Raw genomic sequence first — 25001 nt, forward strand, 5'->3', positions numbered from 1 at the left:
TGCTTCCCATGATTTATGGCTCAACAGTCCAAATATCGGTTAAATTTAGGGATGGTGTTATGAAACTACTACACTTTCACTTACTATCTATTCAAATGAAAATAATCATAAGGAGCAAGCGAAACCAAGTTTCGCGCTGCAAGCGTCCCAAATTCTTGCCAAACTAATACTACTGAGTGAGGCAGTATGCTAAATGCTGTTCGATGACCATCTATAAGTTTTGAAGGGTCCGTTTATAGTTTTCCAGTTCCCCTCCCGTAATCTCCAATCTCAGATAGGGCTTGCCGAAAGAAGGTTTTATCAAAACGATGTGGTCGATAACATATTGGCTTTCCCTTTTGAGCATCCCCATTTTGTCCATCAATCGTTCATAGCGGATCCTGGGAACCGTTATCTCGATCTCTGGCTCTTTCTTTAATGGTCTTTGTTCCTTCCTTACTGGCTCATCCTTGATCTTTTGTTCGAGAAGGGCATGGAGGATGGCATTGGTCGGCTTGGTCTGAGTGATCTCAATGTCCCGAATGATGGCTATGGCGGCCTCCATTCGTTTTCGGTTCTTTTGTATCTCTTCCACAATTCCTTTTGTGGACCTATCTGATGGATCAATACCGTGCCATTGGAAAAAATCCATCATCTTTTGCAATGTTTCCGAATGTGAGTGTGCCACTCTCTTGGAGAAGGCCCTGAACCTTTTGACCACAGTTGTCTTGAGGTTGATGGTACTGTAGCTGTACCTATATTTTCCCTTTACTATCATTTTACATCAAACTTTTCCAGTGTTTATCTATGTTTTGGAAGGGTTTGCGCCAAACTCCTCCAACATCCTTGTTTTTCCCCTTTACTCCTAAGCCCTTTGTTTATAAGGCTTTGCGGAGCAAAATTGGCTTCGTAGCATCGGCTTGCCGTGCTACCCTCTCGCTATTCAAATTGCTCAGCTTCACTTCACAATTTCAATACCTTCGGCCCTTCAAAAAGCAGCTTGCGCCCTATCCCGATTTTACTTCACGCTTATGTTCCCCAACACTATAAAATCGGAACAGGATCCATGCGCAAAGTTTAAGGGTAAGGTTGGGACTAGTTCTTTTGGTCCTTAAATCCAAAAAAGCCCATCAAAGGATATAATAATCCATCAATGGGCCTTTCCTATGATCTGACTTTCCCTGTCAAGCTAATCGCTGTTCTAAAAGGTCTGTAGATCCGATTGGGCCTTTAACATGGCTGCATCTCAATTTTTAAGGATTCTTGATGTTTTTGGCATTTGTTCGGCATTCCTTTCAATGGAAACAAGCCGGTCCTCCAATAGTCCCATGTCATTGCTGATCTTGCTCTCCAACACCCTGGCATAGATCTGGGTGGTCGAAAGTTTGGTATGGCCCAAAAGCTTGGAGACCGTCTCGATGGGCACACCGTTGGACAGGGTCACCGTTGTGGCAAAGGTGTGCCGTGCCACATGGAAGCTGATGTGCTTGTCAATTTTGCAGAGTCTGGCCACTTCCCTGATGTACTTGTTCATCTTTTGGTTTGAGTATACGGGAAGGCAGTTCCTTGATGGAAGTTTGTCATTGTACCTCTCCAAGATCTCAAGTGCCTTTGAGAGCAGGGGCACCCTTACCGGCTGCTGGCTCTTCTCCCTTCTGAGGAAAAGCCATTTCTTCCCATCGATGCCCATGACAATCTGCTCCCTTGTCAACTGTTTCATGTCAATATAGGAGAGCCCCGTGTAGCAGGCAAAGACGAACATGTCCCTGCAGATGGACAAGGATTGTTTTCTTAATTTGATTGCGGCAAAAGCGGATAGCTCACTTTCCACCAGGTAGTTCCGGTCGAATTTGGTAAACTTCAGGGAGTACTTGGAAAACGGGTTCTTCTCCAGCCATTCCAGCTTCACGGCAAGGTTCATCAGTTTGTTGAGCCGCTCCAAATGCTTCATTGTCCCGTTGTTGGTGATGGGTTTGCTGCTTATGGCGTTCTTGGGGTTGCGCAGGTACCGCTCAAAATCGATGATGAAACCATACCTCAACTGTTCCAGATGGATGTCGGTCGTCTTCAGTGAATGTTTCAGATAGTTCCCAAGGTAGGTCCTTGTGGTTCGGTAGTTCTTGAGCGTCCCTTCCTTTAGCACGCCCTCCATCTTGTCCCCATGGTAGGACACAACGTCCATAAGGGTCATTCCTCTGTCATCGTTGCCCAAGAATCTTGCCTTAACGGTCTGCGGATCGATGTACCCACCTTCCCTGACCAGTTCCTCGTGGCATTCATGGAGCCGTTGGCGAATCTTTTCCAGTCGGTGGTTCAGGGACCTGGCCCCGGCGGACCTTCCCGTCACCCGGCTGGCCTTGCTATCCCAGTTGTTGATTGGATAGCTGATCCCCGTGCTGATCTCGGCTCTCTTTCCACCTATGGTGATCCTGGCATAGATGGGTGCCAGTCTATTTTTTGTCTTTGCCCTGTTCTGCCAGAGCAGTACCTTAAAAGTCTTCATCTTGCTTTCGTTTTGGGTTACTAAAAATCCTGTCAACGAAAGTCAGATCACAATAAAAGCAGGTCGCTTTCCTTAAAGATATGAAAAACCGGGAAAGCCCCAGGTAACCGAATAGGTCACTTTTTTTCCATAAAAAAAGCCAACCGAATGATTTCAATAAAAATCAATATGTTGAAATACATTAAGTTAGCTGTTCTTTGATATCGATTGATATCATTTTGGTCGGGATGACTGCCCTACTAATCCCAATGACACTCTCGTCTTGGATTGCAATAACATTTTTAACAATTTTAGTTCATCTAATACCATAGAATCTATATCTTTAAAACTTAAATAAGATTAGGTGCCAAACAATGGCATTTGAGTTCATTTTATATGGCATTTGTGTATTGGTGAACGATTCGGTGCACAGGTTAAAAAATATGATTTCAACTTTTTGAATATCAAGTGATTATGATTAAGGTTTAAGCCCCAGCCAGGTCACATTTCTTAGCACAAAAACCCTGCAAAATTGCAGGGTTTTTCTTTTTACCATTCCCTTTTTGACGACTTGATGTAAAAAATAGAGGCCCTAATTAATGGGCCTCAGTACAATCAATCATAAAGCGGCAATCAAGTTTATTCTTTCAAGGAGTTAAGCACCTTTGGAGTCAAATAGTACATCTTTTCGATTCTTGGCGCAGAGAAAAGCACATATTGATCGTTGCTCACTTCCACACTTTGCCATTCCGTTGTTGGAAAAATCTTGAGATGGGTATGTTTACCTACTAAAGAAAGTGGAAGATTAAAACCCTCCTCACAATTATCATACTTAAAGTACATACGGTTGTTCTTAGCATCAGCAAACAGAACTATTTCGGGTATTTGTGTAGTTTTCAAATATTGATGGAAAACGGCACTGTAATCAAACCCAGCTTTCTTTGAAATATAATCGTGCACCTGATTGCTAGTGACCGTTTGATGATAGAACACACGGTTAAGCCCCGTTAATATATTTCGGAACAACTGATCGTTGTTGATGCTGTGTCTAATCGTGTGAATCATATTACTACCCTTGGTGTACATGTCGCCACTGCCTTGGGCATTTACACCGTATTCGGGAATAATAGGCCGATCATTTCGTATGCCACGGCGAATACCCCAGTTGTAATCGTTGGCCGCATCAGCGCCATACATGCTTTCAATAAATAAAGTTTCACTGTAATTGGTGAATCCTTCGTGGATGTACATATCGGCCAAATCCTTGGTGGTGATGTTATTTCCAAACCACTCATGACCACTTTCATGAATCACTATAAAATCCCACAAAAGACCGATTCCTGTTCCAGATCCATCTCTGCCTCGGTAACCAGGTTTGTAGTGGTTACCATAGGCCACCGCGGATTGATGCTCCATACCGGTATGATCCACATCCACCAATTTAAAACCGTCTTCATAAAACGGATAGGGTCCAAACCAGTACTCAAAACTGTCCAGCATGTTGTGTACTTCATTGGGAAGGTAGGATTTTGCCCTTTTCAAGTTATAGTCCAACACCCAATAATCAAGATCCAAATCACCTTTTAAACCAGCATACGTTTCTTTGAAATTGACATAATGGCCTATGTATGGAATAAGGTTATAATTGTTAATTGGGCTTTTAACCTCCCAAGTATATGATGTTGTGCCGTCATTATGCTCCCTCTTTTCCTTCAATCGGCCATTGGCTACCCCGGTCAGTTCATTGGGAACAATCATTGTCAATGTTGCTCCATTATCTGGTTCATCACTCTGGTGATCTTTATTTGGGTACCATATTGATGCTCCCAATCCTTGGCAGGTAACCGTCATGAGTGGGCGGTCCAAAGAATCTTTGGAAAAGCTCCAACCGCCATCCCATGGTGCCCGAACCGCTTCCCGTGGGGTTCCATTAAAGTAAACCGTGATTTTTCCTTCCTTTTTCCCTGCACTTATCTTGTTCTGCACATGCCATGCATTACCCTCTCTTGAAAACCTCAATTTTTTGGCATCATCCGTAACAATACTATCAATGTGCAGAGGTTCTTGCAAATCTATCTGCATATAATCGCCATGCGAATCTTCAACCACTTTATAGGTAATTATATTCTTTCCTTTTGTGGTCTTCTTATTGAAATCAGGTTTTACGGTAATGTCGTAGTGCAGAACATCCCACCAAGATCTTTCTTCATTTATTGTTCCCCGCAATGAATCTTGACGGTTAAAATCTGATTTTTGAGCCTGTAAGACAACCGTCATGAACAAGGTTGCCAATAAAAAGAGGAGATTCTTTTGGTTTTCCATTTTGAAATGTATCTTTTTTAAATAGGAGTATTCTCAAATTTCCAACTAAAGTTGGTAAGAGACAACTAGAAGGATTATACTAGGGAAAATAGTATTAGATAAAGCTAATATTATAGCTGATAAGACATTATACAACCCACAGAGCCCTCGATTCTTCTTAATGAGTTTAGTTTTTTTGGAAGTAATCTTTTCTTTTTATTTCCCAAACTGGTCAACCCAAGTAATATTTCGCAAATGAATCCTTTTTTATGTGGATAGGGGTAATGGAATAGGCCCTGACTATGTACTTTCCTTTCATAATTATAGCCACAAAGAAGTTTTGAGATACCCTCAAACGGCCTACAAAATAAACAACAAACCGTAGTGAAATCCATACATCCCAATATTATAAGACAAGTATTTGTACTTAGTATCATTGTATTGCTATTTGCCTTAATATTCAAAGAGATTGCGATCTATCTACCCGGAGTACTTGGCGCTCTTACATTCTATGTTATTTTTAAAAAACCAATGGCATGGCTCATATCCCGTAAATGGCAGCCGTCGCTGGCAGCAGGTGTTTTAATGCTCGCATCGTTCATAATGATTCTTTTGCCAGTAATCGCAGTGATTCTCATGTTGGGGTCAAAAATTAAGAAGGCCATTGAAGGTCCTCCCAAAATAATGGATGTCCTAAAAGGATACTTGCAAAAGATAAATAACTACACCGGTTTTGACCTCAAGTCACGGTTTGACTTTCAAGCTGTATCAGAATGGGCTTCCAAAAACCTTGAAGGCTTTGCTGGAGGAACTTTTGCAACCGCCATTTCCATTGGAATCATGTATTTCTTGCTCTACTACATGCTCACCAACCGCAATAAAATAAAAGAATCCCTTTATGAATACCTTCCCATTGCCAATGAAAATCTTAAACAGATTGGACGTGAGGTCAAAGAAATGGTTTTGTCCAATGCTTTGGGAATACCCTTGGTTGCCTTGGCCCAAGGCTTGGTTGCTCTTATTGGTTTCTTCATCTTCGGGGTGAACAACCCTGTTTTTTGGGCCGTTATCGTGGCAGTGGGTTCCATGATACCATTTGTTGGGAGTGCTTTGGGTACCGTCCCCGTTTTATTGATCATGCTCTCCCAAGGGAACACGTTTGCCGCTTGGGGGGTTTTAATCTATGGTTTTGTATTTGTTGGGGCAACGGACAACCTCATACGTATGTACATATTGCAGCGTCTGGATAACGTACATCCGCTCATCACCCTTATCGGAATTTTAGTAGGTATACCGCTGTTTGGATTTATCGGGCTAATATTTGGTCCACTGCTGATAAGTCTTTTTCTATTGATTGTTAAAATCTATAAAAATGAATACGGAAATAAACTAAAATCTGATAGTACGCTGTAATAGCAATTAGAAAATCTTGGAAACCCAGTCCACATCTACAAAGTGGAAACCCATTCTGAATACTAATTTTACCCATGCAATATTTGGACAAAACTCCTATATTTGTCGCCCCAAAGATTTTTGGCTGCTGTAGGTCAAAAAAATCATTAGGCCCACGTGGTGGAATTGGTAGACACGCTACCTTGAGGGGGTAGTGTTCGTAAGGACGTGCTGGTTCGAATCCAGTCGTGGGCACAAAACCGCAATTTTTTGCGGTTTTTTTGTTTCTCTGCATTTTTTCTTAAAAACTGTTCATCTTTTCGGTTAAAAACACTAATTTTTACAACAATACGTCCTAAATTTTATGCTAAAAAAATAGGTTCGTATGGTTTAAATCGTAAATTTGTTTAATCTTTATCTACAAAAGATGAACAATGTAAAAAAATCATTCAGTATCCGAGACATGGAAAACCTTTCCGGAATAAAGGCCCATACTATTCGGATTTGGGAAAAACGCTACGATCTCTTCAGCCCGGAAAGAACGAGTACCAATATTAGAACCTATTCCATTGGGAGTTTGCAGAAACTACTGAACATCACGCTCCTCTACAATAATGGCTACAAAATTTCAAAAATTGCCAAGTTGGATGAATCCCAAATTCCAGTGATGGTGAAGGAAATTGTGGCCCAAAACAGTAAAAAGAGCCATGCGCTGAATGCTTTCAAACTGGCCATGCTCAATTTTGATCAGTCCCTTTTTCAGCGAACATACAGCAGTCTTTTAGCGGAAAGATCGTTCAGGGATGTTTTTTATGAAGTGTTCATTCCTTTGCTCAACGAGCTAGGGCTTCTTTGGCAGACAGATACCATTAGTCCGGCCCATGAGCATTTTATTTCCAATCTCATCAAACAAAAGATATACATTCAAACAGAAAAGCTACAGAATGGAGAACCCACGAAACATGATAAGGTTTTTGCGCTTTTCTTACCTGAGAATGAAATTCACGATATAGGATTACTGTATATCAATTATGAAATTACATTACGGGGATACAAGTCCATTTATTTGGGACAGACCATGCCCATGGAAAATCTCGCTGACTTGCTCAAATACTACAACAATATCCATTTTGTCTCTTATTTTACAGTGGCTCCTACTCCCAATGAACTAAACGACTATTTGGAGCGTTTCTCCAATCTTTTGGAACTTGCACCAGACTCCAAGCTCTATGTTCTCGGCCACCAAATACGCCATGCTGCGCCAGATATGTTCCCCGAGTCTGTAAATGCGTTTAATTCCATTGAACAACTATTGGAATTCCTCTAATTGACCCTACCGATGGAAAAAGTCATTGTCATTGGTTCCGGTTTTTCTTCGTTATCAGCCTCTTGTTATTTGGCCAAGGCTGGCTATGAGGTTGAAATCTTTGAAAAAAACGGTACCGTTGGTGGTAGAGCCCGACAGTTGACCAAGAATGGGTTCACTTTTGATATTGGACCCAGTTGGTATTGGATGCCCGATATTTTTGACAAATTTTTTGCAGATTTTGGTAAAAAAACATCAGACTACTACCAGTTGGATAAGTTGAACCCCGCCTACAAAATATTTTTTGAGGATGATGTGCTGACCGTCGGTGATTGCATGGATAAAATCTGCGACGAGTTTGAACGACTGGAAAAAGGTAGTGGCATACATCTAAAACGGTTTATTGCACAAGCGCAAGAAAACTATGATATTGCCATCAACAAAGTGGTCTTACGCCCAGGTCTATCTCCTTTAGAGTTGGTGACCAAAGAAACTGTACTTCGGGTAGATCAATTTTTCAAAACCATTAGTCAGGAAGTCCGTAAGCGTTTTAAAAATCCAAAATTGGTTTCAACGTTGGAGTTTCCAGTACTTTTTTTGGGTGCAAAACCGAGCAACACCCCATCATTCTACAGCTTCATGAATTTTGCCGATTTTGGTTTGGGCACATGGCATCCCAAAGGTGGCATGTATGAAATCATCAAGGCCATGAAAAATTTGGCTGAGGAATTAGGGATTAAAATTCATGTAGACAGCCCGGTAACCAAGATTATTGTATCAGACAAAGAAGTATTGGGCGTTCGCAGCCAAGACAAAAACCATTTGGCCGATTATGTGGTAAGCGGGGCGGATTACCATCATTCCGAGACACTGCTGGACGAAAAAGACAGACAATACTCAGAAGAATATTGGGAGAAAAAGACCTATGCACCCTCCTCTCTCCTTTTTTATGTCGGTTTTGACAAGAAATTGGAGAATATAGAGCACCACAACCTCTTTTTTGATACGGATTTTGAAAAACATGCCCGAGAAATCTATGATGACCCTCAGTGGCCTTCAGAACCTTTGTTCTATGCCAATTTTCCATCCGTTACCGATGCTTCGATGGCGCCAAAAGCATGTGAAACGGGTTTTTTCTTGGTTCCCATTGCCCCTGGATTGGAAGACACACCACAGTTGCGCCAACAATATTTTGATGTTGTGATGGACCGGTTTGAAAAAAGAACCCAACAACTTGTAAAAGAATCCATTATATTTAAAGAAAGTTTCTGTGTAAACGATTTTGTTGAACAGTACAATTCCTATAAAGGAAATGCCTATGGTTTGGCCAATACATTGCGACAAACCGCCTTTTTACGACCCAACCTCAAAAGTAGCAAGGTAAAGAACTTGTTTTTTACCGGTCAGCTTACCGTTCCCGGCCCAGGGGTGCCGCCAGCCCTAATCTCTGGGAAATTGGTTTCTGATCTAATAACCAAAAACTCGAAAAGATGAAAACTATTTTTGATGACGTATCGTACCACTGTAGCAAAATCGTTACAAAATCCTACAGCACCTCATTCGCCCTGGCCACAAAAATGTTGGCGCCATCCATCAGGGCAGACATTTATAATATTTATGGATTCGTTCGTTTTGCGGATGAGATTGTGGATACCTTCCATGACTACAACAAGGAAAAGCTTTTCAATGATTTTGAAAGTGACATGGAACAGGCTATTGCCGATAAGATCAGCTTGAACCCAATATTGAATTCGTTTCAACACACCTATCACAGATATGATATTCCCCATCATTTGGTAGAATCTTTCATGAAAAGTATGCGAATGGATTTGACCAAAAAGAAATATGAAACCTTTGATGAGTATCGGCAATATATTTATGGTTCTGCGGATGTGGTTGGGTTGATGTGTCTCTGTGTATTTGTGAATGGAAACAAAGAAAAATATGAGGAATTGAAGGAATCTGCCATGGCTTTGGGCTCTGCTTTTCAGAAAGTAAACTTTTTAAGGGATTTGAAAGCGGACTATGAGGACCTTAACCGTACTTATTTCCCCAATACCAATTTGATGGAACTGGACGAAGTTTCAAAAAAACGTATTGTAAATGAGATAAAAGCGGATTTCGCCGTTGGCTATTCTGGTATTATAAAACTACCCGAACAAGCCAAATTTGGGGTTTATACAGCGTATCGCTACTATAAAAAATTGCTCTACAAACTTCAGAATACACCCCCGCTAGAAATTAAGAACGCCCGTATTCGTGTGCCCAACTATCAAAAATTCGGACTTTTGGCCCAATCCTATGTAAATTATAAACTACAACTGGTATAATGAAGATAGCACTTTGGATAGTAATTTTTATGGCAACTTTCTGTTTCATGGAATTTATGGCCTGGTTTACCCATAAATACGTGATGCATGGATTTTTATGGAGCCTTCATAAAGATCATCACAAAAAAGACCATGACTCCTGGTTTGAACGGAACGATGCTTTTTTCCTGTTCTATGCCGTGGTGAGCATGATTCTATTCTTTTTGGGGAATTACACCTCATTTTGGTATGGGTGGCCTTTGGGATTTGGCATTTTAGCTTATGGAATTGCCTATTTTTTGGTACATGATATTTTCATTCACCAGCGCTTTAAGATGTTCAGAAATGCCAACAACTGGTATGCCCGAGGAGTACGTCGTGCGCACAAAATGCACCATAAGCATTTAGGCAAGGAAGATGGGGAATGCTTCGGGATGCTTTTTGTCCCATTTAAATATTTCAAAAAATAAGGATTATTCTAAAAGAAGGCTGTCCAGCAAAGCTCTGGTACTTTCTGAATTCCAGTTGGCCGCACCTTTCTCATCCACTACAATTTTTCCAGACTTGCTAATAATATAAGTGGCCGGAATACTTTTGGACACCATTTCATCTGGGGTTTGTGAAGCTTCAAAAAATACCGGGAGTTGATATCCTTTCTTTTCAAGAAAAGCTGATACTTTATCACGCTCATCACTGGCCACGAAAGCAAAATCTACCTTATCTCCATAATCTTCATGCAATTCCACCAAACTGGGTAATTCTGCCACGCAAGGTGGACACCAGGTGGCCCAAAAATTGACCAATACCACTTTGCCCCTATTGGATTCAAAGTTCATTGGTTTTCCATCCGTGGACACTAAACTCCAATGATAATTCTTAAGAGTATCTTGTTCGTTTACCTCAACCACATCTGCACTGGCAGCCACAAGCTTGTTCACCAATACCCGAAGGTGAAAACCCACAGGCGTAAAGACAATCAAAATGATGGCCAAAATCCAAACGCCATTACTTATTTGTTCCTTGGAAAGTTTCAAACTCTATTCGGCAATAAGTTCATCCAACAACGCATAGATTTTTTGGTTGCTCCAATCTGCAATACCTTCTTTATGGATAACAATATTCCCAGATTTATCTATAAGATAAGATGAAGGTACTTTTTCTGGGTTGATGGGCATCTTTTCACCAATTATCAGATAGGTGACGGGAAACGTAAAACCATGCTCTTCCATAAAAGCTTCAACAGGTGGCCTTTCTTCATTGGTAATGATATAGAAATCCACTTTGCCCTTGTATTTGTCGTAAAGGTCCTGAACACTTGACAATTCTGCTTCAGAAGGTAATCGCCAAGAGGCCCATAAATTGATAAAAACCACGTTTCCCTTGGATTTCTCAAAGTTGAAAAAATCCCAATTTTCGTCTTTTAACCGCCAATCATAATCTGTGATGGTTTGCCGTTGCGATTCCTCAATAACTGGTGGTGGAAAAGCGAACAAGCGATTTAAAAATAGCTTACCATAATGGCCCAATGGTGTTACAAAAAAAGAGAGCACAAAAAGAATCAATACAATATTGAGTACGGTCTTTTTACTGATTTTCATGTATTGGCGGTAGGTTAAAAATTAAAAACTCCTGATATTTTACCAATATCAGGAGTTTTATTGAATAATCTTAATAAAATTTAGGCATTCTCCTTTTTGATAAGATTCAAGGCAGAGCCTTCATTAAACCATTTTATCTGCGCAAGATTATACGAATGGTTTGCTTTTATGGTATCCTTACTACCATCGGCATGAACAATCTCAATGGTCAATGGTTTGTCTGGAGCAAACGCATCGATATCCACAAAATTAAAGGTATCATCCTCTTGAATTAGGTCATAATCGTTTTCATTGGCAAAAGTCAATGCCAGCATTCCCTGCTTTTTCAAGTTGGTCTCGTGGATTCTTGCAAATGATTTCACCAACACAGCCGCAACACCCAAATGTCTGGGCTGCATGGCCGCATGCTCACGTGAAGATCCTTCACCGTAATTATGGTCTCCCACAACAATGGTTTTGATGCCTGCTTTTTTGTATGCGCGTTGCGCATCAGGAACACCTTCGTACTGGCCTGTCAACTGATTCTTCACAAAGTTGGTCTTTTGGTTGAATGCATTCACCGCACCAATCAAGGTGTTGTTGGCGATATTGTCCAAATGTCCTCTAAAACGCAACCAAGGTCCCGCCATGGAAATGTGATCCGTAGTACATTTTCCAAAGGCCTTAATCAACAATTTCATGCCTTGAAGGCTCTCAGGGGTCATGGGCTCAAAAGGCTCCAACAATTGTAGACGTTCAGAGTCTGGAGCTACAATTACTTCCACTCCGCTACCATCTTCAACGGGGTCCACATATCCATTTTCCTTGACCTCAAATCCCTTTGGAGGCAATTCCCATCCTGTTGGCTCATCCAACATCACTTCTTCACCATCTTCATTGATCAATTTGTCGGTCAATGGATTAAAGTCCAAACGACCCGCAATGGCAATGGCAGCTGTCATTTCTGGGGAGGCAACAAACGCATGGGTATTGGGATTTCCATCCGCACGTTTGGCGAAGTTTCGGTTAAAGGAATGCACAATACTGTTTTTTGGTGCATTCTTTGGATCTTTATACCGTGCCCATTGGCCTATGCAAGGTCCACAAGCATTGGTAAAGATGGTGGCATCCAGTTTTTCGAATATCTCAAGGATACCATCTCGCTCTGTTGTGTATCGTACTTGTTCCGAACCTGGGTTGATTCCAAACTCAGCTTTTGTCTTTAATTTTTTGTCCAAAGCCTGTTGGGCAATGGAAGATGCTCTCGACAAATCTTCGTAGGAAGAGTTGGTACAAGATCCTATCAATCCCCACTCTACTGCCAATGGCCATCCATTTTCGTTGGCCTTGTCGGTCATGGTTCCCACTTCTGTTGCCAAGTCTGGCGTAAAAGGACCATTCAACAACGGCTTCAACTCTGTCAAGTTGATTTCAATAACTTGGTCAAAATAGTCTTCTGGGTTGGCATAAACTTCTGGGTCCGCCGTTAAGTGCTCTTTTACTTTATTGGCTGCATCCGCCACATCTTCCCTATCGGTAGCTCTTAGGTAGCGCTCCATGGATTCATCATACCCAAAGGTTGAAGTAGTCGCACCAATTTCGGCACCCATGTTACAGATGGTTCCTTTGCCTGTACAGGACATTGAGGTGGCCCCTGGGCCAAAATATTCCACAATGGCTCCTGTTCCCCCTTTTACGGTAAGAATTTCAGCCACTTTTAAGATTACATCCTTGGGGGCTGTCCAACCGGACAATTTACCCGTTAATTTAACCCCAATCAATTTTGGAAACTTCAATTCCCACGCCATTCCGGCCATTACATCAACTGCATCGGCTCCACCCACACCAATGGCCACCATTCCCAATCCACCAGCATTAACGGTGTGTGAATCGGTACCGATCATCATTCCGCCTGGGAACGCATAGTTTTCCAATACCACTTGGTGAATGATACCTGCTCCGGGTTTCCAGAACCCTATTCCATATTTATTGGATACGGACCCAAGGAAATCAAATACTTCCTTACTGGTCTCGTTGGCATGTTTTAAATCTGACGCAGCGCCATCCTTGGCCTGAATCAAGTGGTCGCAATGCACAGTTGTGGGCACGGCCACTTTATCTTTACCAGCTTGCATAAACTGCAACAAGGCCATCTGGGCCGTTGCATCCTGACAAGCTATTCTATCTGGGGCAAAATCAACATAATCCTTTCCTCTAATAAATTCCTTGGTGGGCATTCCATCCCATAAATGCGAATACAATATTTTTTCAGAAAGGGTAAGGGGTTTTCCTACCAACTCCCGGGCCTTGTCCACACGTTCCCCCATGGAAGCGTAGACGCCCTTAATCATGTCAATATCAAATGCCATTCTATAATCGTGTTTAAGATTTAGTAATTTGGTAAATTTACTAAAATACCTACGATTTCTGAATTAGAATTGCCTTAAATAGTAGAGAAGATTTGATATTTACAACAATTCGGAGATAATCCTTTCTTCTGAAATTCCTTCGGCCTCCGCTTTGTAGTTTTTTAGGATTCTATGTCGAAGTATGCCCAAAGACACCGCTTTTACATCTTCAATGTCTGGAGAAAATTTTCCGTGAACAGCAGCATGGGCCTTGGCGGCAAGCACAAGATTTTGTGATGCACGTGGTCCTGCTCCCCAATCCACATAATTGTTGACAAAATTAGATGCACCCTCAAGACCGGGCCGTGTACTGTTGACCAATCTCACGGTATAATCCACAACATTGTCTGGGACCGGAATCCTTCGTACCAAATGCTGTACTTCAATAATCTCATCGGCATTGAACAGGGTGTCCAATTTAACCTCATCATCGGTTGTGGTGGATTTTACCACCTGTATTTCCTCTTCTATGGATGGGTATGTCAGCTCAATAGCGAACATAAATCGGTCCAACTGCGCCTCAGGCAATGGATAGGTTCCTTCTTGTTCAATGGGGTTTTGGGTAGCCAATACAAAATAGGGTCTGTTGAGTTTGTATTGTTTTCCAGCAATGGTCACAGCGCGTTCCTGCATAGCCTCCAAAAGGGCAGCTTGAGTCTTTGGGGGTGTTCTATTGATCTCATCTGCTAGGATGATGTTTCCAAAAACAGGGCCCATGATAAACTTAAAGTTCCGGTTTTGGTCCAATACCTCGCTCCCCAGAATATCGCTTGGCATTAAATCTGGAGTAAATTGAATTCTTTTAAAATCGAGCCCCAAGGTTTGTGCAATGGTATTGACCATCAAGGTCTTCGCCAATCCGGGAACACCGATCAGCAGGGAGTGTCCACCGGTATAAATGGAAAGTAAAATCTGGTCAATCACCTTTTCTTGGCCCACAATGACCTTGGCAATTTCCTTTTTTAAAGCTTGATGTTTTTTTACAAGATTTTCAACCGCTGTAACGTCTGACATGTATTTACTCCTTTACCCAGTTGTTTGCAAAATCGCAGTCCTTGCTTTCTGTGTCCACGTGGATATAGGTGTCCTCTATATGCTCATCCATCCATTCCTTAATGGCCTCCAACTGTTTTTTCCTGAGAGCCAATTCTTGGATTTTTATGTAATCCTTGGCAAAATCCGCCTTATGCTCATCATAGCGATTGGAAATTTTCATGATTTTGAACTTGGGCGCCCCTCCCCTTGGGTCATCTTCACGAATGGGCTTGGAAATTTCACCATCCTTTATGTTCCTTACTTGATTATACAGCGTAGGATCCATATTGGTCAGTTCAAAACGGGAATCAAAATTGATGGGATTCCGTAAAAGCCCACCGTCAAACTTGGTTTCCTTCTCATCCGAAAAATTCAAGGCAGCTTCGGCAAAAGTATATTTTCCGTCCAAAATGTGCTGGCGGATAGTATCCAGTTCCTGCGTAGCTTTTTCAATGGCACTTTTAGGAATCTCAGGAATCAAAAGAATATGGCGAAGGTCCACTTCTTGCCCCCTAATTTTTTCGATATAAATGATATGGTATCCGAACTCAGTTTTAAATGGCTCTGAAATCTCACCTTCGCGAAGACTAAAAGCCACATCCTTAAATTCTTTCACAAAAGGAGTTTCCCGGGTCATGCTGTAAAACCCTCCCTTTGACTTGGACCCCGGGTCTTGGGAATACAAGATGGCTTTTACATTAAAACTTGCATCATTTTCCAGAACATCCTGTCTAATTTCCTTTAATTGATTGATGACTTTCTGCTTTTCCTCTTCGGTGGCTTCGGGTTGCTTCACAATCTGTGCAATTTCCAACTCAGCACCAAAAACAGGTCTTTCATCCTCAGGAATATTATTGAAAAATTGGCGGACTTCTTCGGGAGTCACTTCAATTTCCTCAACAATCTTGCCCTGCATTTTTTCAGAAAGCATGCGTAGTTTATTGATTTCAAAAAGCTCTTGCCTAAAGCTTTCCATATCTGGCTTATTGTAGTATTTCAGCATTTTTTCAACGCTTCCAATCTGCTGGCTAAGTTGCTGTATCTGTCCATCACTGGCGGCATTGACCTGATCATCTGAAACCAACAAACTGTCTTGCACGGCTTGGTGCGCATACAAACGGTCTTCCATTAATTTTCCCAAAAGACTGCAACGGGTGATATCTTGTGTAGATGCACCTTGTGTTTTTAAATCGATCAATGTTTTATCGATATCAGATTCCAAAATCACATAGTCACCAATAACCGCTGCTATTCCATCCAACTTTACTTTTTTTGATGTTCTGGTGGTATCATTTACCGCCATGGATTCATCTGCTTCTTGCGCTTGTAGTAGGCCTATGGCAACAAAAAATGCCACCATCAATGTTATTCCGCTTTTATTTATCATAAACCTCAAATTCATTCTTCTTAATAGCTTCATCTATAATTTCGGTTTCAAGTTTTTTTACATAATCCATCCTTCGCCGGTTCAAGATCAATTGTCGAATATCCGGAGAAATGTATTCAAAAGGTGCCGTGTCGTTGACTTCCAACACATTGGTCACCATTCCCAAATATACCTCTAACGAATCTTGTAGCTCAAAAAATTGTGATTTTTTTAAGTGCTTCTCTTCATTTACCGGTGTTAACGGAGGAATTTCTTCAATAACCCTGGAAGCACTTACCCAAATGGAATCATTAAAATGCATCTTCTTGAACTGAACGGCAATGGAGTCCAAATATTTCTTGTCACTTTCTTTCCAATCCCTGATTTTTGCCTTGACCTGATCCTTGTCCAAAAACTGTTCGGACATCCCCACAAAACGCAATTGCACCAGTTTTTCGTTGAGCTTAAAGTTTTCCTTCTCCCGTTCATAGTATTGTTGGAGTTGGGAATTGGACACAGATGTGTCTTGCGCTTGAAGCACCAATGCCTCAATATAGGCTCTCGTATACAAGTCGGATCGGTAATTGGAGACCAAACGGTCAAATTCGGCCAATTTTTCCTCAGGTAAATTAATTTTTGATTTGGACAACAACAGTTGCTTGGACGCCCAATTGTTAATATAATTGGTTACAAACAAAGTGCTGTCCGCTGCGGACATATCATCTTGAATAAGAGAAGCAATATCTTCCTTGTACAAATACGTATCCCCAACCCTGGCCAGTGGTTCCCGATCTTCTTCCTTATTAAAGAGGCCTTCACATGATGAAACCAACAGAGCACCAAGGGCGCCAAGTAGGAAAAGACTATTTTTTTGGAGCTTAAGCATTCCGCAAAAATAACAATTACAAAATCCCTTACAAGTAGGTTCTATTCTCATTAACAGATTTTTAGTAGAGCATTCCTTCACAGAAATTGTTACATTAGTACCAAACCAATCAAAAAATGAAGTATACTACAGAGATTGTTGTTGACCTTCCGCGGGATGAATTCATACAAAAACTGGATGATCCAGATAATATGAAACACTGGCAGCGGGGACTTGTAGGTTACGAGCAGCTATCAAAAAACCCAGGTCAGGAAGGCGCCCAAATGGCCTTGAGCTTTAAAATGGGCAACCGTAAAATGGATATGATCGAAACCATCATAAAACGAAATCTTCCCGAAGAAATGCATACCACTTATGATACCAAGGGGGTGCACAACATTCAAAAGAACTATTTTAAGGAAGAAGATGGAAAAACCCGATGGATCTCTGAAAGTGAATTTCAATTTTCAGGTTTTGGGATGAAAGTGATGGGACTTTTAATGCCTGGTGCGTTCAAAAAGCAATCCAAAAAATATATGGAAGATTTTAAGGCTTTTGCCGAGAATGGAACCTCTGTTGAACATCTCTGATCCTATGGAAAAAGTTTTAGATAAGAAAATCAAGATCATCTGGGATTTTAGAGGTCCTGGGGCTGCCAAGATTGCAGAACATTACCAAAAACACCTCGAAGAGTTTGTAACAATCGAAGAGTTAAAATTCGATATTACCGGTTTTGAACATTTTAGTCCAACGCACAGCAGTGCTTTTTTGGTCGTTGCCGAGTTTGAATTAAAAGAGGTAAGAGAACTATTAAAGCCGCATAGGGGCGAAATCTATTTGGGAGAGCAATAAACAATCCAATATGTGGGGTAGATTTTTACTATTGGGGTTGATCGTTAGCACTGCTTCTTGCAGCAGCGTCGATTATAAAGACCCCTTGGAGAACGCACTCAGTTCCAAAAATCCGTTGATTACACGGGTAATGGACAACCTAAAGGCACATGAACTCCAGGTTCGATACACCCAGATAGACCGAAGGAACGACAGCATCGTTTTTACCGATTTTGATTTTCAGGTGGATGCCGCTAACTACTTTTACCCGGCCAGTACGGCGAAATTTCCTGCGGCGGTGGCGGCACTTGAAAAACTGAATGAACTTGATTCACTTTTCATCAACACCCTGTTTTATGTGGAGGGCGATTCGGTTGAAACTACCTTTGCCAAAGCCATTTCAGAAATCTTTGCCGTATCAGACAATGCCGCTAATAATCGATTGGTTGAGTTTTTGGGGCAAGACGACCTCAACCAACGGATGCGCAATAGGGGTGTGGAACCCATCCGGATTGCCCATAGATTATCCGCCCCAAATGGGGATGATGTCACCACCAAACCCTTGGTCATTTATTTGAACGATTCTACCACGGTACTTAGCAAACCCATCATTAATACTACTGCTAAGCCACTGAAATTACGCAAAACAAAAAAAGGAAAAGGGTATTATGAAGACGATTTGCTCCAGCAGGCGCCCTTTGATTTTTCCTTGAAAAACTACTTTCCCATCCAATCCCAAAATGCCCTTTTGAAACGCGTCATTTTTCCTGAGGCATTCCCAAGGGAACAGCGGTTTGATCTTAGTAATGAGCAGCGTAGCTTTTTGTTGGAGACCATGCACACTCTTCCCGCCAAATTAGGGTACGACCCAGAGGAATATTACGATAGCTATGTAAAGTTTTTCATGTTTGGGGACAATTATGACCCCATGCCGGAGCATATCAAAATCTACAATAAGGTGGGCTACGCCTATGGAACCCTAACCGATTGCGCCTATATCCAAGACACCAAAAACAACATCGATTTTATCATCAATGCCACTATTTTGGTGAACAGCAACGGAATTTTCAATGACGACGATTATGATTATGACGAAGTGGGCATTCCATTTTTGGCGCAATTAGGCCGTGAGTTGTATGAACACGAATTAAAACGAAAACGATGAGCCAATTAACTTTTGACCAGTTTACCAAAAAAATTTTCATAAAGGCCCCTAAAGAAAAACTGTATTGGTGTTGGGGCACTTCGGAAGGAATTACCTCTTGGTTTTTAAGCGAGGCCATTTATACCAACAATGGAAAGCCGCGGGAAGCCAATGAAAAAATTCAGGCAGGGGATGAATATAGCTGGAGGTGGCACAATTGGGACGGACAGGAAACAGGAAAGGTGCTTGCTGCCAATGGAACGGATTTTTTGGAAGTCACTTTTACCAGCAGCAAGGTTTCAGTAACGCTGGAGGACCATGACAAAGCCGTGCTCCTTATTTTAAAGCAACATGAGATTCCAACGGATGAGGAGAATAAATTGAACATACACCATGGCTGTAGCAACGGATGGACGTTTTGGTTGGCCAATCTAAAGGCATATTTGGAACATGGGATACTCCTCAACGAAACGGAGTTCGACCTAAGAAACATTCCTCTCTCCGGGTTTGAGTTTGTGAATATGTAGCCTACTTGGTTGTTGGAACCCCGTACAAATCAAAATCGGAAGCTTCCGTGATTTCTATTTCGGTAAAATCCCCAATTTTCACGTAGTGCTTGGAGGCGTCGATAAGCACTTCGTTGTCCACATCCGGAGAATCGTGTTCGGTTCGACCCACAAAATAATTCCCTTCTTTTCTATCGATGATGCAGCGGAATGTCTTCCCTATTTTCTCCTGATTGAGCTCCCACGAAATCTGCGACTGAATCTCCATAATCTCATTGGCCCGTTGTTGTTTTACGTCCTCAGGCACATCATCTTCCAAAGAATAGGCATGGGTATTTTCCTCATGACTGTAGGTGAAACAGCCCAAACGTTCAAATCGCATTTCTTTTACCCAATCTTTTAAGGTTTGGAAATCTTCCTCAGTCTCACCAGGATAGCCCACAATCAAGGTGGTACGGATGGTCATCTCGGGAACGACTGCCCTAAAATCCTGCAATAATTTGGTAGTCTTGGCCTGTGTTGTACCTCTTCGCATACTCTTTAGAATAGGGTCAGCTATATGTTGAAGCGGGATATCAATGTAGTTGCAGACTTTGGGTTCGTTGCGCATCACCTTCAACACATCCATGGGAAATCCCGTAGGGAATGCATAGTGTAAACGAATCCATTCTATCCCCTCCACCTTTACCAATTCCTGAAGCAACTCGGCCAAGTTTCGTTTTTTGTAGAGGTCCAGACCATAATAGGTAAGGTCCTGCGCAATCAAAATCAATTCCTTTACGCCTTTGGCAGCCAACTTTTCAGATTCTGAGACTAATTCCTCAATGGGTTTGCTCTTGTGCTTGCCGCGCATCAACGGAATGGCGCAAAACGAGCAAGGACGGTCACAACCTTCGGCAATTTTTAAATACGCATAGTTTTTGGGCGTGGTCGTTAAACGTTCCCCTAACAATTCATGTTTGTAATCGGCGCCAAGGGCCTTCAACAAATTCGGCAAATCGCTTGTGCCAAAATATTCATCAACATTGGGAATTTCTTGTTGCAAATCAGGTTTGTAGCGCTCACTGAGGCATCCGGTCACAAAAACCTTGTCCACTTCCCCAGCTTCCTTCTTTTGAACATATTCCAAAATGGTATTGACACTCTCCTCCTTGGCATTGGCAATAAAACCACAGGTGTTAATCACCACTACATTGCCCTCCTCCTCATGGACCACTTCTTTGTTGTTGGCACGCAATTGCCCCATCAACACTTCAGAATCGTAGACATTTTTGCTACAACCCAAGGTCACCACGTTGATTTTATTCTTCTTTAGCGATTTTGTCCGCATAGTTGTTCTAAATAATCTGCAAAAATACAATTTGGCAGGGCATTCGATGGAGTTATAGGAATATATTTATCCTATTGCAGCGCTATAAAACGGTTACCACGGATAAAAGATGATCCTTTACATAGGTTTTGTTCCTATTTTGGGGTATATAGATGTATTTTACGCTCAAATAAACAAGTTGTGCATAATTTGCAAAACACAAATTAAAAGGAAACTAACTGAAAATCATTTGAATTTAACAACGTTACCATTCAATGAAGAATAACAAGGTTTTGAAAAAATATCCAATCAATAAATTGATTACAGGATTATTATTATTTGGATTTATTATTACAGGGTTTGCTGATTTACTTTTACATAGTAAAACATCCTATTCTTCAATAATGGGAATGAATACAGATAGGGTTTATTTCTATACCTTCTTTTTACTAATAATAGGATGCTGGCTTCTATATAACAAATGGTTCGTTGGAATAGGGTTTATATGTTTGGCAACATTTAGCTCTTATTTTACTGAATATATTTCACTCCATAACTATTTCGCATCAATAGCTGTATACATTGGTGTATTAATAGATGTAATCATACGACGAAAAAAGGAATGGATAATTCCATTAATCATTGTTGGCATATTACAAGGTATTGCATTTCAAACTGGTTGGTTTGGCTACTACATGGTCGGATTTATGGAATTTTTAGGTCTATGTATTGGTTCGATTTTCATTATAAAGACAATTCAATAATGTGCTGTATTAAAACAAAAGAATTGATAAATAAAAACTATGCACAATAATATATAACCGCAATTTGCTCCGCCAGTTCGCACTTCGTGCTCGGGTCGGTGGATTCGACCGCCATTCGACTGCGCTCAGGGTAAACCAATCCACTAGAAATTCCTAAAGTCTGTGCTAAACCGAAAATTAACGCATATTAACCCGTAACTGACGGTTATAAGAGACCGTTGGTAGTAATTCCACATTCAAAATGTTATAATAGTGTAACAGAATTAAGTTCGTTTGGTCTTTAGATAAATATCTATAATAAAATAAATATGGAGAAGAAAACTACCTCTTTGTTAATACTATTCTTTATTCTTTTTTCAACACATTGCTATGCCACGTGGTCTATAATTGCAGTGGATCGTAAAACAGGTGAAATTGGAATTGTAGGTGCTTCGTGTACTTTCGATGTATCAGGCATCGCTTCAATTGTACCTGGAAAAGGGGCTATCGTGGTACAGGCTGGAAGTAATTATTTTGCAAGAATGAAAGCCGTTGAATTAATGGGTAATGACGTTAATATAGAAGACATACTCAGGGAATTGAAAAATGACAAATTCAACCCTGAGAAACAACAATATGGCTTAATCACTTTGGATTCTAAAACAAAGCCTCTTGTATATTCTGGTTCTGAGATTAAGGATTGGAATGGGGAACAGTTGGGCGGTGACTTTGCTGTAATGGGTAATATTCTTCCTGGAAAACAAGTTGTCTTAAATGCATACAAAGCATATAACGAAAATAGAGATAAACCTCTATCTGAACGTTTGATGTTGGCTTTAAAAGCAGGAGAAGAAGCAGGAGGAGATAAAAGATGTCAAACCCAGTATGCAAGATCAGCCTTTATAATGGTTTATAAACCAGAAGATGGTGCTATTTTGAAACTAGCAATACAAGGAATAGAAATGGGTGGAAAACCAGCTGTAGCTTTACTAAATGAAGAATTTGAATTTTGGCGGAAAGAGGAAAAAGACAAAAAGTAACCTACCACCAACTATGTGTATAAGTAATAGTAGTTTAGATGTTAAAACTTAAGTATAAATATAGAATGGGGGGTCCGAGCAAAATTGAAAGGTTTGTGAGTAGAAATCCGCAACTACTCATAGTCGATTAGGCGCAATTAAAAAAATTGAATGTAAATAAAAACACTTTTGATTTCAATAATATTTCTAACGACCAATGAATTTCAACTAATGGATAAAAGAAACAAAACTTCCGCTGGAAAATCCAATAAAGAAATATGTCTTTTATATCTAAAAAAGTATGAAGAAAAGGACTTAAATAGCATCGGAGAAATGTTTTCCGAAGATATAGTATTACGAGACTGGAAAATTCGTGTTGAAGGAAAGGAAAATGCATTAAATGAAACGCGCAAAAATTTTGAAAATGCAGATTCTATAGAAATTGAAGTGCTTTCTACTTATGAAAACAAAGATACAGTTGCATCTGAACTGAAAATAACCGTTGACTCTACGGAGGAACTTTATGTAGTTGATGTTATCTCAATTAATTCTAACGGAAAAATAAAATCAATCCGAGCGTATTTAGGCAGAGGAAACGAATAAATGACAGTGCCCAACAATGGCTATAAGTAATTGCTTGTTCCTGTCTTGAACTAAATTCCCTACTCTTAAATATTAAAAAACGAATCCACAAACTCATACTTGTTAAACACCTGCAGATCGTCAATGCCCTCGCCTACACCAATATACTTAACGGGAATCTGAAATTGGTCCGAGATACCAATCACTACCCCACCTTTGGCAGTTCCGTCCAATTTGGTGACGGCCAAACTGGTAACTTCGGTGGCTTTGGTAAATTGTTTGGCTTGTTCAAAGGCATTTTGTCCGGTGGAACCATCCAACACCAAAAGTACGTCGTGGGGTGCATCGGGCACTACCTTTTGCATCACCCGCTTTACTTTGGAAAGTTCGTTCATGAGATTGACCTTATTGTGCAATCGACCTGCGGTATCCACCAAGACCACATCGGCATTTTCAGCCACGGCTGAATTTAAGGTATCAAAGGCCACGGAAGCAGGGTCGCTCCCCATTTTTTGTTTCACGATGGGAACATCTACCCGATCTGCCCACACCTGTAATTGGTCAATGGCAGCAGCGCGAAATGTATCCGCAGCTCCCAAAACCACTTTTAATCCCTTTTTCTTGAATTGGCTCGCGAGCTTTCCTATGGTCGTGGTTTTTCCCACCCCATTTACACCGACCACCATGATCACGTAGGGCTTTTTATCCTTTGGGACGGTAAATTCGGTTTCTTCGCCCACATGGGTTTCGGAAAGGAGCCCGGCAATCTCTTCGCGCAAAATAGTGTTGAGCTCATCGGTTCCCATATACTTATCACGGGAGACCCGTTCCTCGATTCGATCTATGATTTTTAGGGTGGTGTTTACGCCCACATCCGAAGTAACCAAAACCTCTTCCAAATTATCCAATACCTCATCATCAACTTTGGATTTTCCGGCTACAGCCTTTCCCAACTTACCAAAAAAACTGGTCTTGGACTTTTCCAAGCCCTTGTCCAAGGTCTCTTTTTTGTCCTTCGAAAATATATTCTTGAATAAACTCATTTTGTACAGTCAGTGAATCTTCAAAGATAGGAAAGTAAGGGGAGTTTTTTAACATAAAATAGCTGGTGCACAGGACTTGCCACAGCTACAAATAAAAAAGCCACTTAAAAAGTGGCCTTCAATATTTTTGATAAGGATTAACCCTTATTGCTTGTTCAACCAATCGTTGACCATTTCAGGTGCCATAACGGATTCCACAAAAGTGTATGCTCCAGTTTTTGGAGATTTTACCATTTTGATGGCCTTGGTCAATCTTTTTGAAGATGATTGAAGTGTTGCTACTGTTTTCTTTGCCATGGCTTATATTTTTACCGGTTTCTGTAAAACCTGATTACTTAATTTCTTTATGAACGGTCATACGCTTAAGGATAGGATTGTATTTTTTGATTTCCATCCTATCTGGCGTGTTCTTTTTATTCTTGGTGGTAACATATCTGGAAGTACCTGGTTGACCAGACTCTTTATGCTCTGTGCATTCCAAAATTACCTGAATCCTATTTCCTTTCTTTGCCATTGTATTGTTCTTAAACGCTTAGACTACTTACTTTTTGGAATTGATTTCCTTCAATACAGCAGAGATTCCTTTTTTGTTGATGATCTTCAATCCTCTGGATGAAACATTCAAGGTCACCCAACGATCTTCTTCTGGAATGTAAAATTTCTTTTTGGAAACATTTACATCAAATCTCCTTTTGGTCTTATTGATGGAAAAGGAAACGTTGTTTCCAAACATCACCTTTTTTCCTGTAACTTCACAAACTTTAGACATCTCCCTAACTATTTGAGTGATTTTATTGAGGCTGC

At 40.9% G+C, this 25001-nt stretch carries 26 protein-coding genes and 1 tRNA gene; 13 read left to right on the forward strand and 14 right to left on the reverse strand.

Going from position 1 to position 25001, the window contains the following annotated elements:
• Positions 1-211 precede the first annotated feature (211 nt).
• The 3 genes from AB1A65_RS14575 to AB1A65_RS14585 form a co-directional block, all read right to left on the reverse strand.
• On the reverse strand, positions 212-757 hold the full coding sequence (locus tag AB1A65_RS14575; protein WP_366590583.1) for a BfmA/BtgA family mobilization protein: 546 nt from the start codon (positions 755-757) through the stop codon (positions 212-214).
• Between the two features lie 468 nt (positions 758-1225).
• Positions 1226-2482, reverse strand: a complete 1257-nt coding sequence (locus tag AB1A65_RS14580; protein WP_366590585.1) for a site-specific integrase — start codon at positions 2480-2482, stop codon at positions 1226-1228.
• A 618-nt stretch (positions 2483-3100) separates the two neighbouring features.
• Positions 3101-4783, reverse strand: a complete 1683-nt coding sequence (locus AB1A65_RS14585) for a M1 family metallopeptidase (protein ID WP_366590587.1) — start codon at positions 4781-4783, stop codon at positions 3101-3103.
• 363 nt (positions 4784-5146) lie between these two features.
• Here AB1A65_RS14585 and AB1A65_RS14590 point away from each other — a divergent pair, with 363 nt between their 5' ends.
• The 6 genes from AB1A65_RS14590 (at position 5147) to AB1A65_RS14615 (ending at position 10239) form a co-directional block, all read left to right on the forward strand.
• A complete protein-coding gene (locus AB1A65_RS14590) occupies positions 5147-6175 on the forward strand; it encodes an AI-2E family transporter (protein WP_366590590.1) in 1029 nt (342 codons plus the stop codon).
• Positions 6176-6325: 150 nt separating this feature from the next.
• Positions 6326-6409: transfer RNA gene (locus AB1A65_RS14595), tRNA-Leu, on the forward strand.
• A 172-nt stretch (positions 6410-6581) separates the two neighbouring features.
• Positions 6582-7481, forward strand: a complete 900-nt coding sequence (locus tag AB1A65_RS14600) for a MerR family transcriptional regulator (protein WP_366590592.1) — start codon at positions 6582-6584, stop codon at positions 7479-7481.
• Between the two features lie 12 nt (positions 7482-7493).
• Positions 7494-8954, forward strand: coding sequence for a phytoene desaturase family protein (gene crtI / locus AB1A65_RS14605; RefSeq protein WP_366590594.1), 1461 nt, complete (start codon positions 7494-7496; stop codon positions 8952-8954).
• On the forward strand, positions 8951-9790 hold the full coding sequence (locus AB1A65_RS14610) for a phytoene/squalene synthase family protein (protein ID WP_366590596.1): 840 nt from the start codon (positions 8951-8953) through the stop codon (positions 9788-9790). The genes crtI and AB1A65_RS14610 overlap by 4 nt, the downstream gene beginning before the upstream one ends.
• A complete protein-coding gene (locus AB1A65_RS14615) occupies positions 9790-10239 on the forward strand; it encodes a beta-carotene hydroxylase (protein ID WP_366590599.1) in 450 nt (149 codons plus the stop codon). The genes AB1A65_RS14610 and AB1A65_RS14615 overlap by 1 nt, the downstream gene beginning before the upstream one ends.
• Positions 10240-10242: 3 nt before the next feature.
• Here AB1A65_RS14615 and AB1A65_RS14620 read toward each other — a convergent pair whose 3' ends face one another.
• The 6 genes from AB1A65_RS14620 to AB1A65_RS14645 all read right to left on the reverse strand — a co-directional run bounded on the left by AB1A65_RS14620 (position 10243) and on the right by AB1A65_RS14645 (position 17041).
• Complete coding sequence (locus tag AB1A65_RS14620) at positions 10243-10803, reverse strand: TlpA disulfide reductase family protein (RefSeq protein WP_366590600.1); 561 nt, start codon at positions 10801-10803, stop codon at positions 10243-10245.
• Positions 10804-10806: 3 nt separating this feature from the next.
• Complete coding sequence (locus AB1A65_RS14625) at positions 10807-11367, reverse strand: TlpA disulfide reductase family protein (protein ID WP_366590601.1); 561 nt, start codon at positions 11365-11367, stop codon at positions 10807-10809.
• Between the two features lie 80 nt (positions 11368-11447).
• Positions 11448-13715, reverse strand: coding sequence for an aconitate hydratase (locus AB1A65_RS14630; RefSeq protein ID WP_366590603.1), 2268 nt, complete (start codon positions 13713-13715; stop codon positions 11448-11450).
• Between the two features lie 99 nt (positions 13716-13814).
• Entirely contained in the window at positions 13815-14768 is a 954-nt protein-coding gene (locus AB1A65_RS14635) for a MoxR family ATPase (RefSeq protein ID WP_366590605.1), read from the reverse strand.
• 4 nt (positions 14769-14772) lie between these two features.
• Positions 14773-16176 carry a peptidylprolyl isomerase gene (locus AB1A65_RS14640; protein ID WP_366590610.1) on the reverse strand — a complete coding sequence of 468 codons (1404 nt, stop codon included), beginning with the start codon at positions 16174-16176 and terminating at the stop codon, positions 14773-14775.
• A complete protein-coding gene (locus tag AB1A65_RS14645; RefSeq protein ID WP_366590612.1) occupies positions 16166-17041 on the reverse strand; it encodes a peptidyl-prolyl cis-trans isomerase in 876 nt (291 codons plus the stop codon). The genes AB1A65_RS14640 and AB1A65_RS14645 overlap by 11 nt, the downstream gene beginning before the upstream one ends.
• 116 nt (positions 17042-17157) lie before the next feature.
• Here AB1A65_RS14645 and AB1A65_RS14650 point away from each other — a divergent pair, with 116 nt between their 5' ends.
• The 4 genes from AB1A65_RS14650 to AB1A65_RS14665 are packed head-to-tail and all read left to right on the forward strand — an operon-like array spanning position 17158 to position 19522.
• Positions 17158-17610, forward strand: a complete 453-nt coding sequence (locus tag AB1A65_RS14650) for an SRPBCC family protein (RefSeq protein WP_366590614.1) — start codon at positions 17158-17160, stop codon at positions 17608-17610.
• Positions 17611-17614: 4 nt separating this feature from the next.
• Complete coding sequence (locus AB1A65_RS14655) at positions 17615-17872, forward strand: hypothetical protein (RefSeq protein ID WP_366590617.1); 258 nt, start codon at positions 17615-17617, stop codon at positions 17870-17872.
• A gap of 10 nt (positions 17873-17882) precedes the next feature.
• Entirely contained in the window at positions 17883-19016 is a 1134-nt protein-coding gene (locus AB1A65_RS14660) for a serine hydrolase (protein WP_366590619.1), read from the forward strand.
• On the forward strand, positions 19013-19522 hold the full coding sequence (locus AB1A65_RS14665) for an SRPBCC domain-containing protein (RefSeq protein WP_366590622.1): 510 nt from the start codon (positions 19013-19015) through the stop codon (positions 19520-19522). Before AB1A65_RS14660 ends, AB1A65_RS14665 begins: the two co-directional genes overlap by 4 nt.
• A gap of 1 nt (position 19523) precedes the next feature.
• Here the strand turns inward: AB1A65_RS14665 and rimO are convergent, their stop codons facing one another.
• Positions 19524-20831: a 30S ribosomal protein S12 methylthiotransferase RimO gene (rimO, locus tag AB1A65_RS14670; protein ID WP_366590623.1), complete on the reverse strand. Its 1308-nt coding sequence runs from the start codon at positions 20829-20831 to the stop codon at positions 19524-19526.
• A 254-nt stretch (positions 20832-21085) separates the two neighbouring features.
• Here rimO and AB1A65_RS14675 point away from each other — a divergent pair, with 254 nt between their 5' ends.
• The 3 genes from AB1A65_RS14675 to AB1A65_RS14685 all read left to right on the forward strand — a co-directional run bounded on the left by AB1A65_RS14675 (position 21086) and on the right by AB1A65_RS14685 (position 23175).
• On the forward strand, positions 21086-21574 hold the full coding sequence (locus AB1A65_RS14675; RefSeq protein ID WP_366590625.1) for a hypothetical protein: 489 nt from the start codon (positions 21086-21088) through the stop codon (positions 21572-21574).
• Positions 21575-21882: 308 nt separating this feature from the next.
• Complete coding sequence (locus tag AB1A65_RS14680; protein ID WP_366590628.1) at positions 21883-22593, forward strand: DUF1028 domain-containing protein; 711 nt, start codon at positions 21883-21885, stop codon at positions 22591-22593.
• Positions 22594-22803: 210 nt separating this feature from the next.
• On the forward strand, positions 22804-23175 hold the full coding sequence (locus AB1A65_RS14685) for a nuclear transport factor 2 family protein (protein WP_366590630.1): 372 nt from the start codon (positions 22804-22806) through the stop codon (positions 23173-23175).
• 65 nt (positions 23176-23240) lie between these two features.
• On the opposite strand, the gene ftsY is transcribed toward AB1A65_RS14685, so the two are convergent.
• The 4 genes from ftsY to rpmB all read right to left on the reverse strand — a co-directional run bounded on the left by ftsY (position 23241) and on the right by rpmB (position 24966).
• Positions 23241-24197: a signal recognition particle-docking protein FtsY gene (gene ftsY / locus AB1A65_RS14690; protein WP_366590632.1), complete on the reverse strand. Its 957-nt coding sequence runs from the start codon at positions 24195-24197 to the stop codon at positions 23241-23243.
• A gap of 144 nt (positions 24198-24341) precedes the next feature.
• Positions 24342-24494 (reverse strand): DUF4295 domain-containing protein, encoded by a 153-nt coding sequence (locus AB1A65_RS14695; protein WP_072879696.1) that lies wholly within the window; start codon positions 24492-24494, stop codon positions 24342-24344.
• Between the two features lie 34 nt (positions 24495-24528).
• Positions 24529-24711 (reverse strand): 50S ribosomal protein L33, encoded by a 183-nt coding sequence (gene rpmG / locus AB1A65_RS14700; RefSeq protein WP_036383212.1) that lies wholly within the window; start codon positions 24709-24711, stop codon positions 24529-24531.
• A 27-nt stretch (positions 24712-24738) separates the two neighbouring features.
• Positions 24739-24966: a 50S ribosomal protein L28 gene (gene rpmB, locus AB1A65_RS14705; RefSeq protein WP_366590634.1), complete on the reverse strand. Its 228-nt coding sequence runs from the start codon at positions 24964-24966 to the stop codon at positions 24739-24741.
• Positions 24967-25001 lie beyond the last annotated feature (35 nt).

Source organism: Allomuricauda sp. ANG21, assembly GCF_040705235.1.
GTDB lineage: Bacteria > Bacteroidota > Bacteroidia > Flavobacteriales > Flavobacteriaceae > Flagellimonas > Flagellimonas marina.

Bases quoted from the DNA above. Each gene is read 5' to 3' on its own strand.
- AB1A65_RS14675 (WP_366590625.1), top strand. From the start codon at position 21,086: ATGAAGAATAACAAGGTTTTGAAAAAATATCCAATCAATAAATTGATT.
- AB1A65_RS14695 (WP_072879696.1), bottom strand. From the start codon at position 24,494: ATGGCAAAGAAAACAGTAGCAACACTTCAATCATCTTCAAAAAGATTG.
- AB1A65_RS14585 (WP_366590587.1), bottom strand. From the start codon at position 4,783: ATGGAAAACCAAAAGAATCTCCTCTTTTTATTGGCAACCTTGTTCATG.
- AB1A65_RS14685 (WP_366590630.1), top strand. From the start codon at position 22,804: ATGGATAAAAGAAACAAAACTTCCGCTGGAAAATCCAATAAAGAAATA.
- AB1A65_RS14575 (WP_366590583.1), bottom strand. From the start codon at position 757: ATGATAGTAAAGGGAAAATATAGGTACAGCTACAGTACCATCAACCTC.
- rpmG (WP_036383212.1), bottom strand. From the start codon at position 24,711: ATGGCAAAGAAAGGAAATAGGATTCAGGTAATTTTGGAATGCACAGAG.
- AB1A65_RS14640 (WP_366590610.1), bottom strand. From the start codon at position 16,176: ATGATAAATAAAAGCGGAATAACATTGATGGTGGCATTTTTTGTTGCC.
- AB1A65_RS14645 (WP_366590612.1), bottom strand. From the start codon at position 17,041: ATGCTTAAGCTCCAAAAAAATAGTCTTTTCCTACTTGGCGCCCTTGGT.
- AB1A65_RS14580 (WP_366590585.1), bottom strand. From the start codon at position 2,482: ATGAAGACTTTTAAGGTACTGCTCTGGCAGAACAGGGCAAAGACAAAA.
- AB1A65_RS14680 (WP_366590628.1), top strand. From the start codon at position 21,883: ATGGAGAAGAAAACTACCTCTTTGTTAATACTATTCTTTATTCTTTTT.
- rimO (WP_366590623.1), bottom strand. From the start codon at position 20,831: ATGCGGACAAAATCGCTAAAGAAGAATAAAATCAACGTGGTGACCTTG.
- AB1A65_RS14625 (WP_366590601.1), bottom strand. From the start codon at position 11,367: ATGAAAATCAGTAAAAAGACCGTACTCAATATTGTATTGATTCTTTTT.
- AB1A65_RS14630 (WP_366590603.1), bottom strand. From the start codon at position 13,715: ATGGCATTTGATATTGACATGATTAAGGGCGTCTACGCTTCCATGGGG.
- AB1A65_RS14655 (WP_366590617.1), top strand. From the start codon at position 17,615: ATGGAAAAAGTTTTAGATAAGAAAATCAAGATCATCTGGGATTTTAGA.
- rpmB (WP_366590634.1), bottom strand. From the start codon at position 24,966: ATGTCTAAAGTTTGTGAAGTTACAGGAAAAAAGGTGATGTTTGGAAAC.
- AB1A65_RS14635 (WP_366590605.1), bottom strand. From the start codon at position 14,768: ATGTCAGACGTTACAGCGGTTGAAAATCTTGTAAAAAAACATCAAGCT.
- crtI (WP_366590594.1), top strand. From the start codon at position 7,494: ATGGAAAAAGTCATTGTCATTGGTTCCGGTTTTTCTTCGTTATCAGCC.
- AB1A65_RS14610 (WP_366590596.1), top strand. From the start codon at position 8,951: ATGAAAACTATTTTTGATGACGTATCGTACCACTGTAGCAAAATCGTT.
- AB1A65_RS14660 (WP_366590619.1), top strand. From the start codon at position 17,883: ATGTGGGGTAGATTTTTACTATTGGGGTTGATCGTTAGCACTGCTTCT.
- AB1A65_RS14650 (WP_366590614.1), top strand. From the start codon at position 17,158: ATGAAGTATACTACAGAGATTGTTGTTGACCTTCCGCGGGATGAATTC.
- AB1A65_RS14665 (WP_366590622.1), top strand. From the start codon at position 19,013: ATGAGCCAATTAACTTTTGACCAGTTTACCAAAAAAATTTTCATAAAG.
- ftsY (WP_366590632.1), bottom strand. From the start codon at position 24,197: ATGAGTTTATTCAAGAATATATTTTCGAAGGACAAAAAAGAGACCTTG.
- AB1A65_RS14600 (WP_366590592.1), top strand. From the start codon at position 6,582: ATGAACAATGTAAAAAAATCATTCAGTATCCGAGACATGGAAAACCTT.
- AB1A65_RS14615 (WP_366590599.1), top strand. From the start codon at position 9,790: ATGAAGATAGCACTTTGGATAGTAATTTTTATGGCAACTTTCTGTTTC.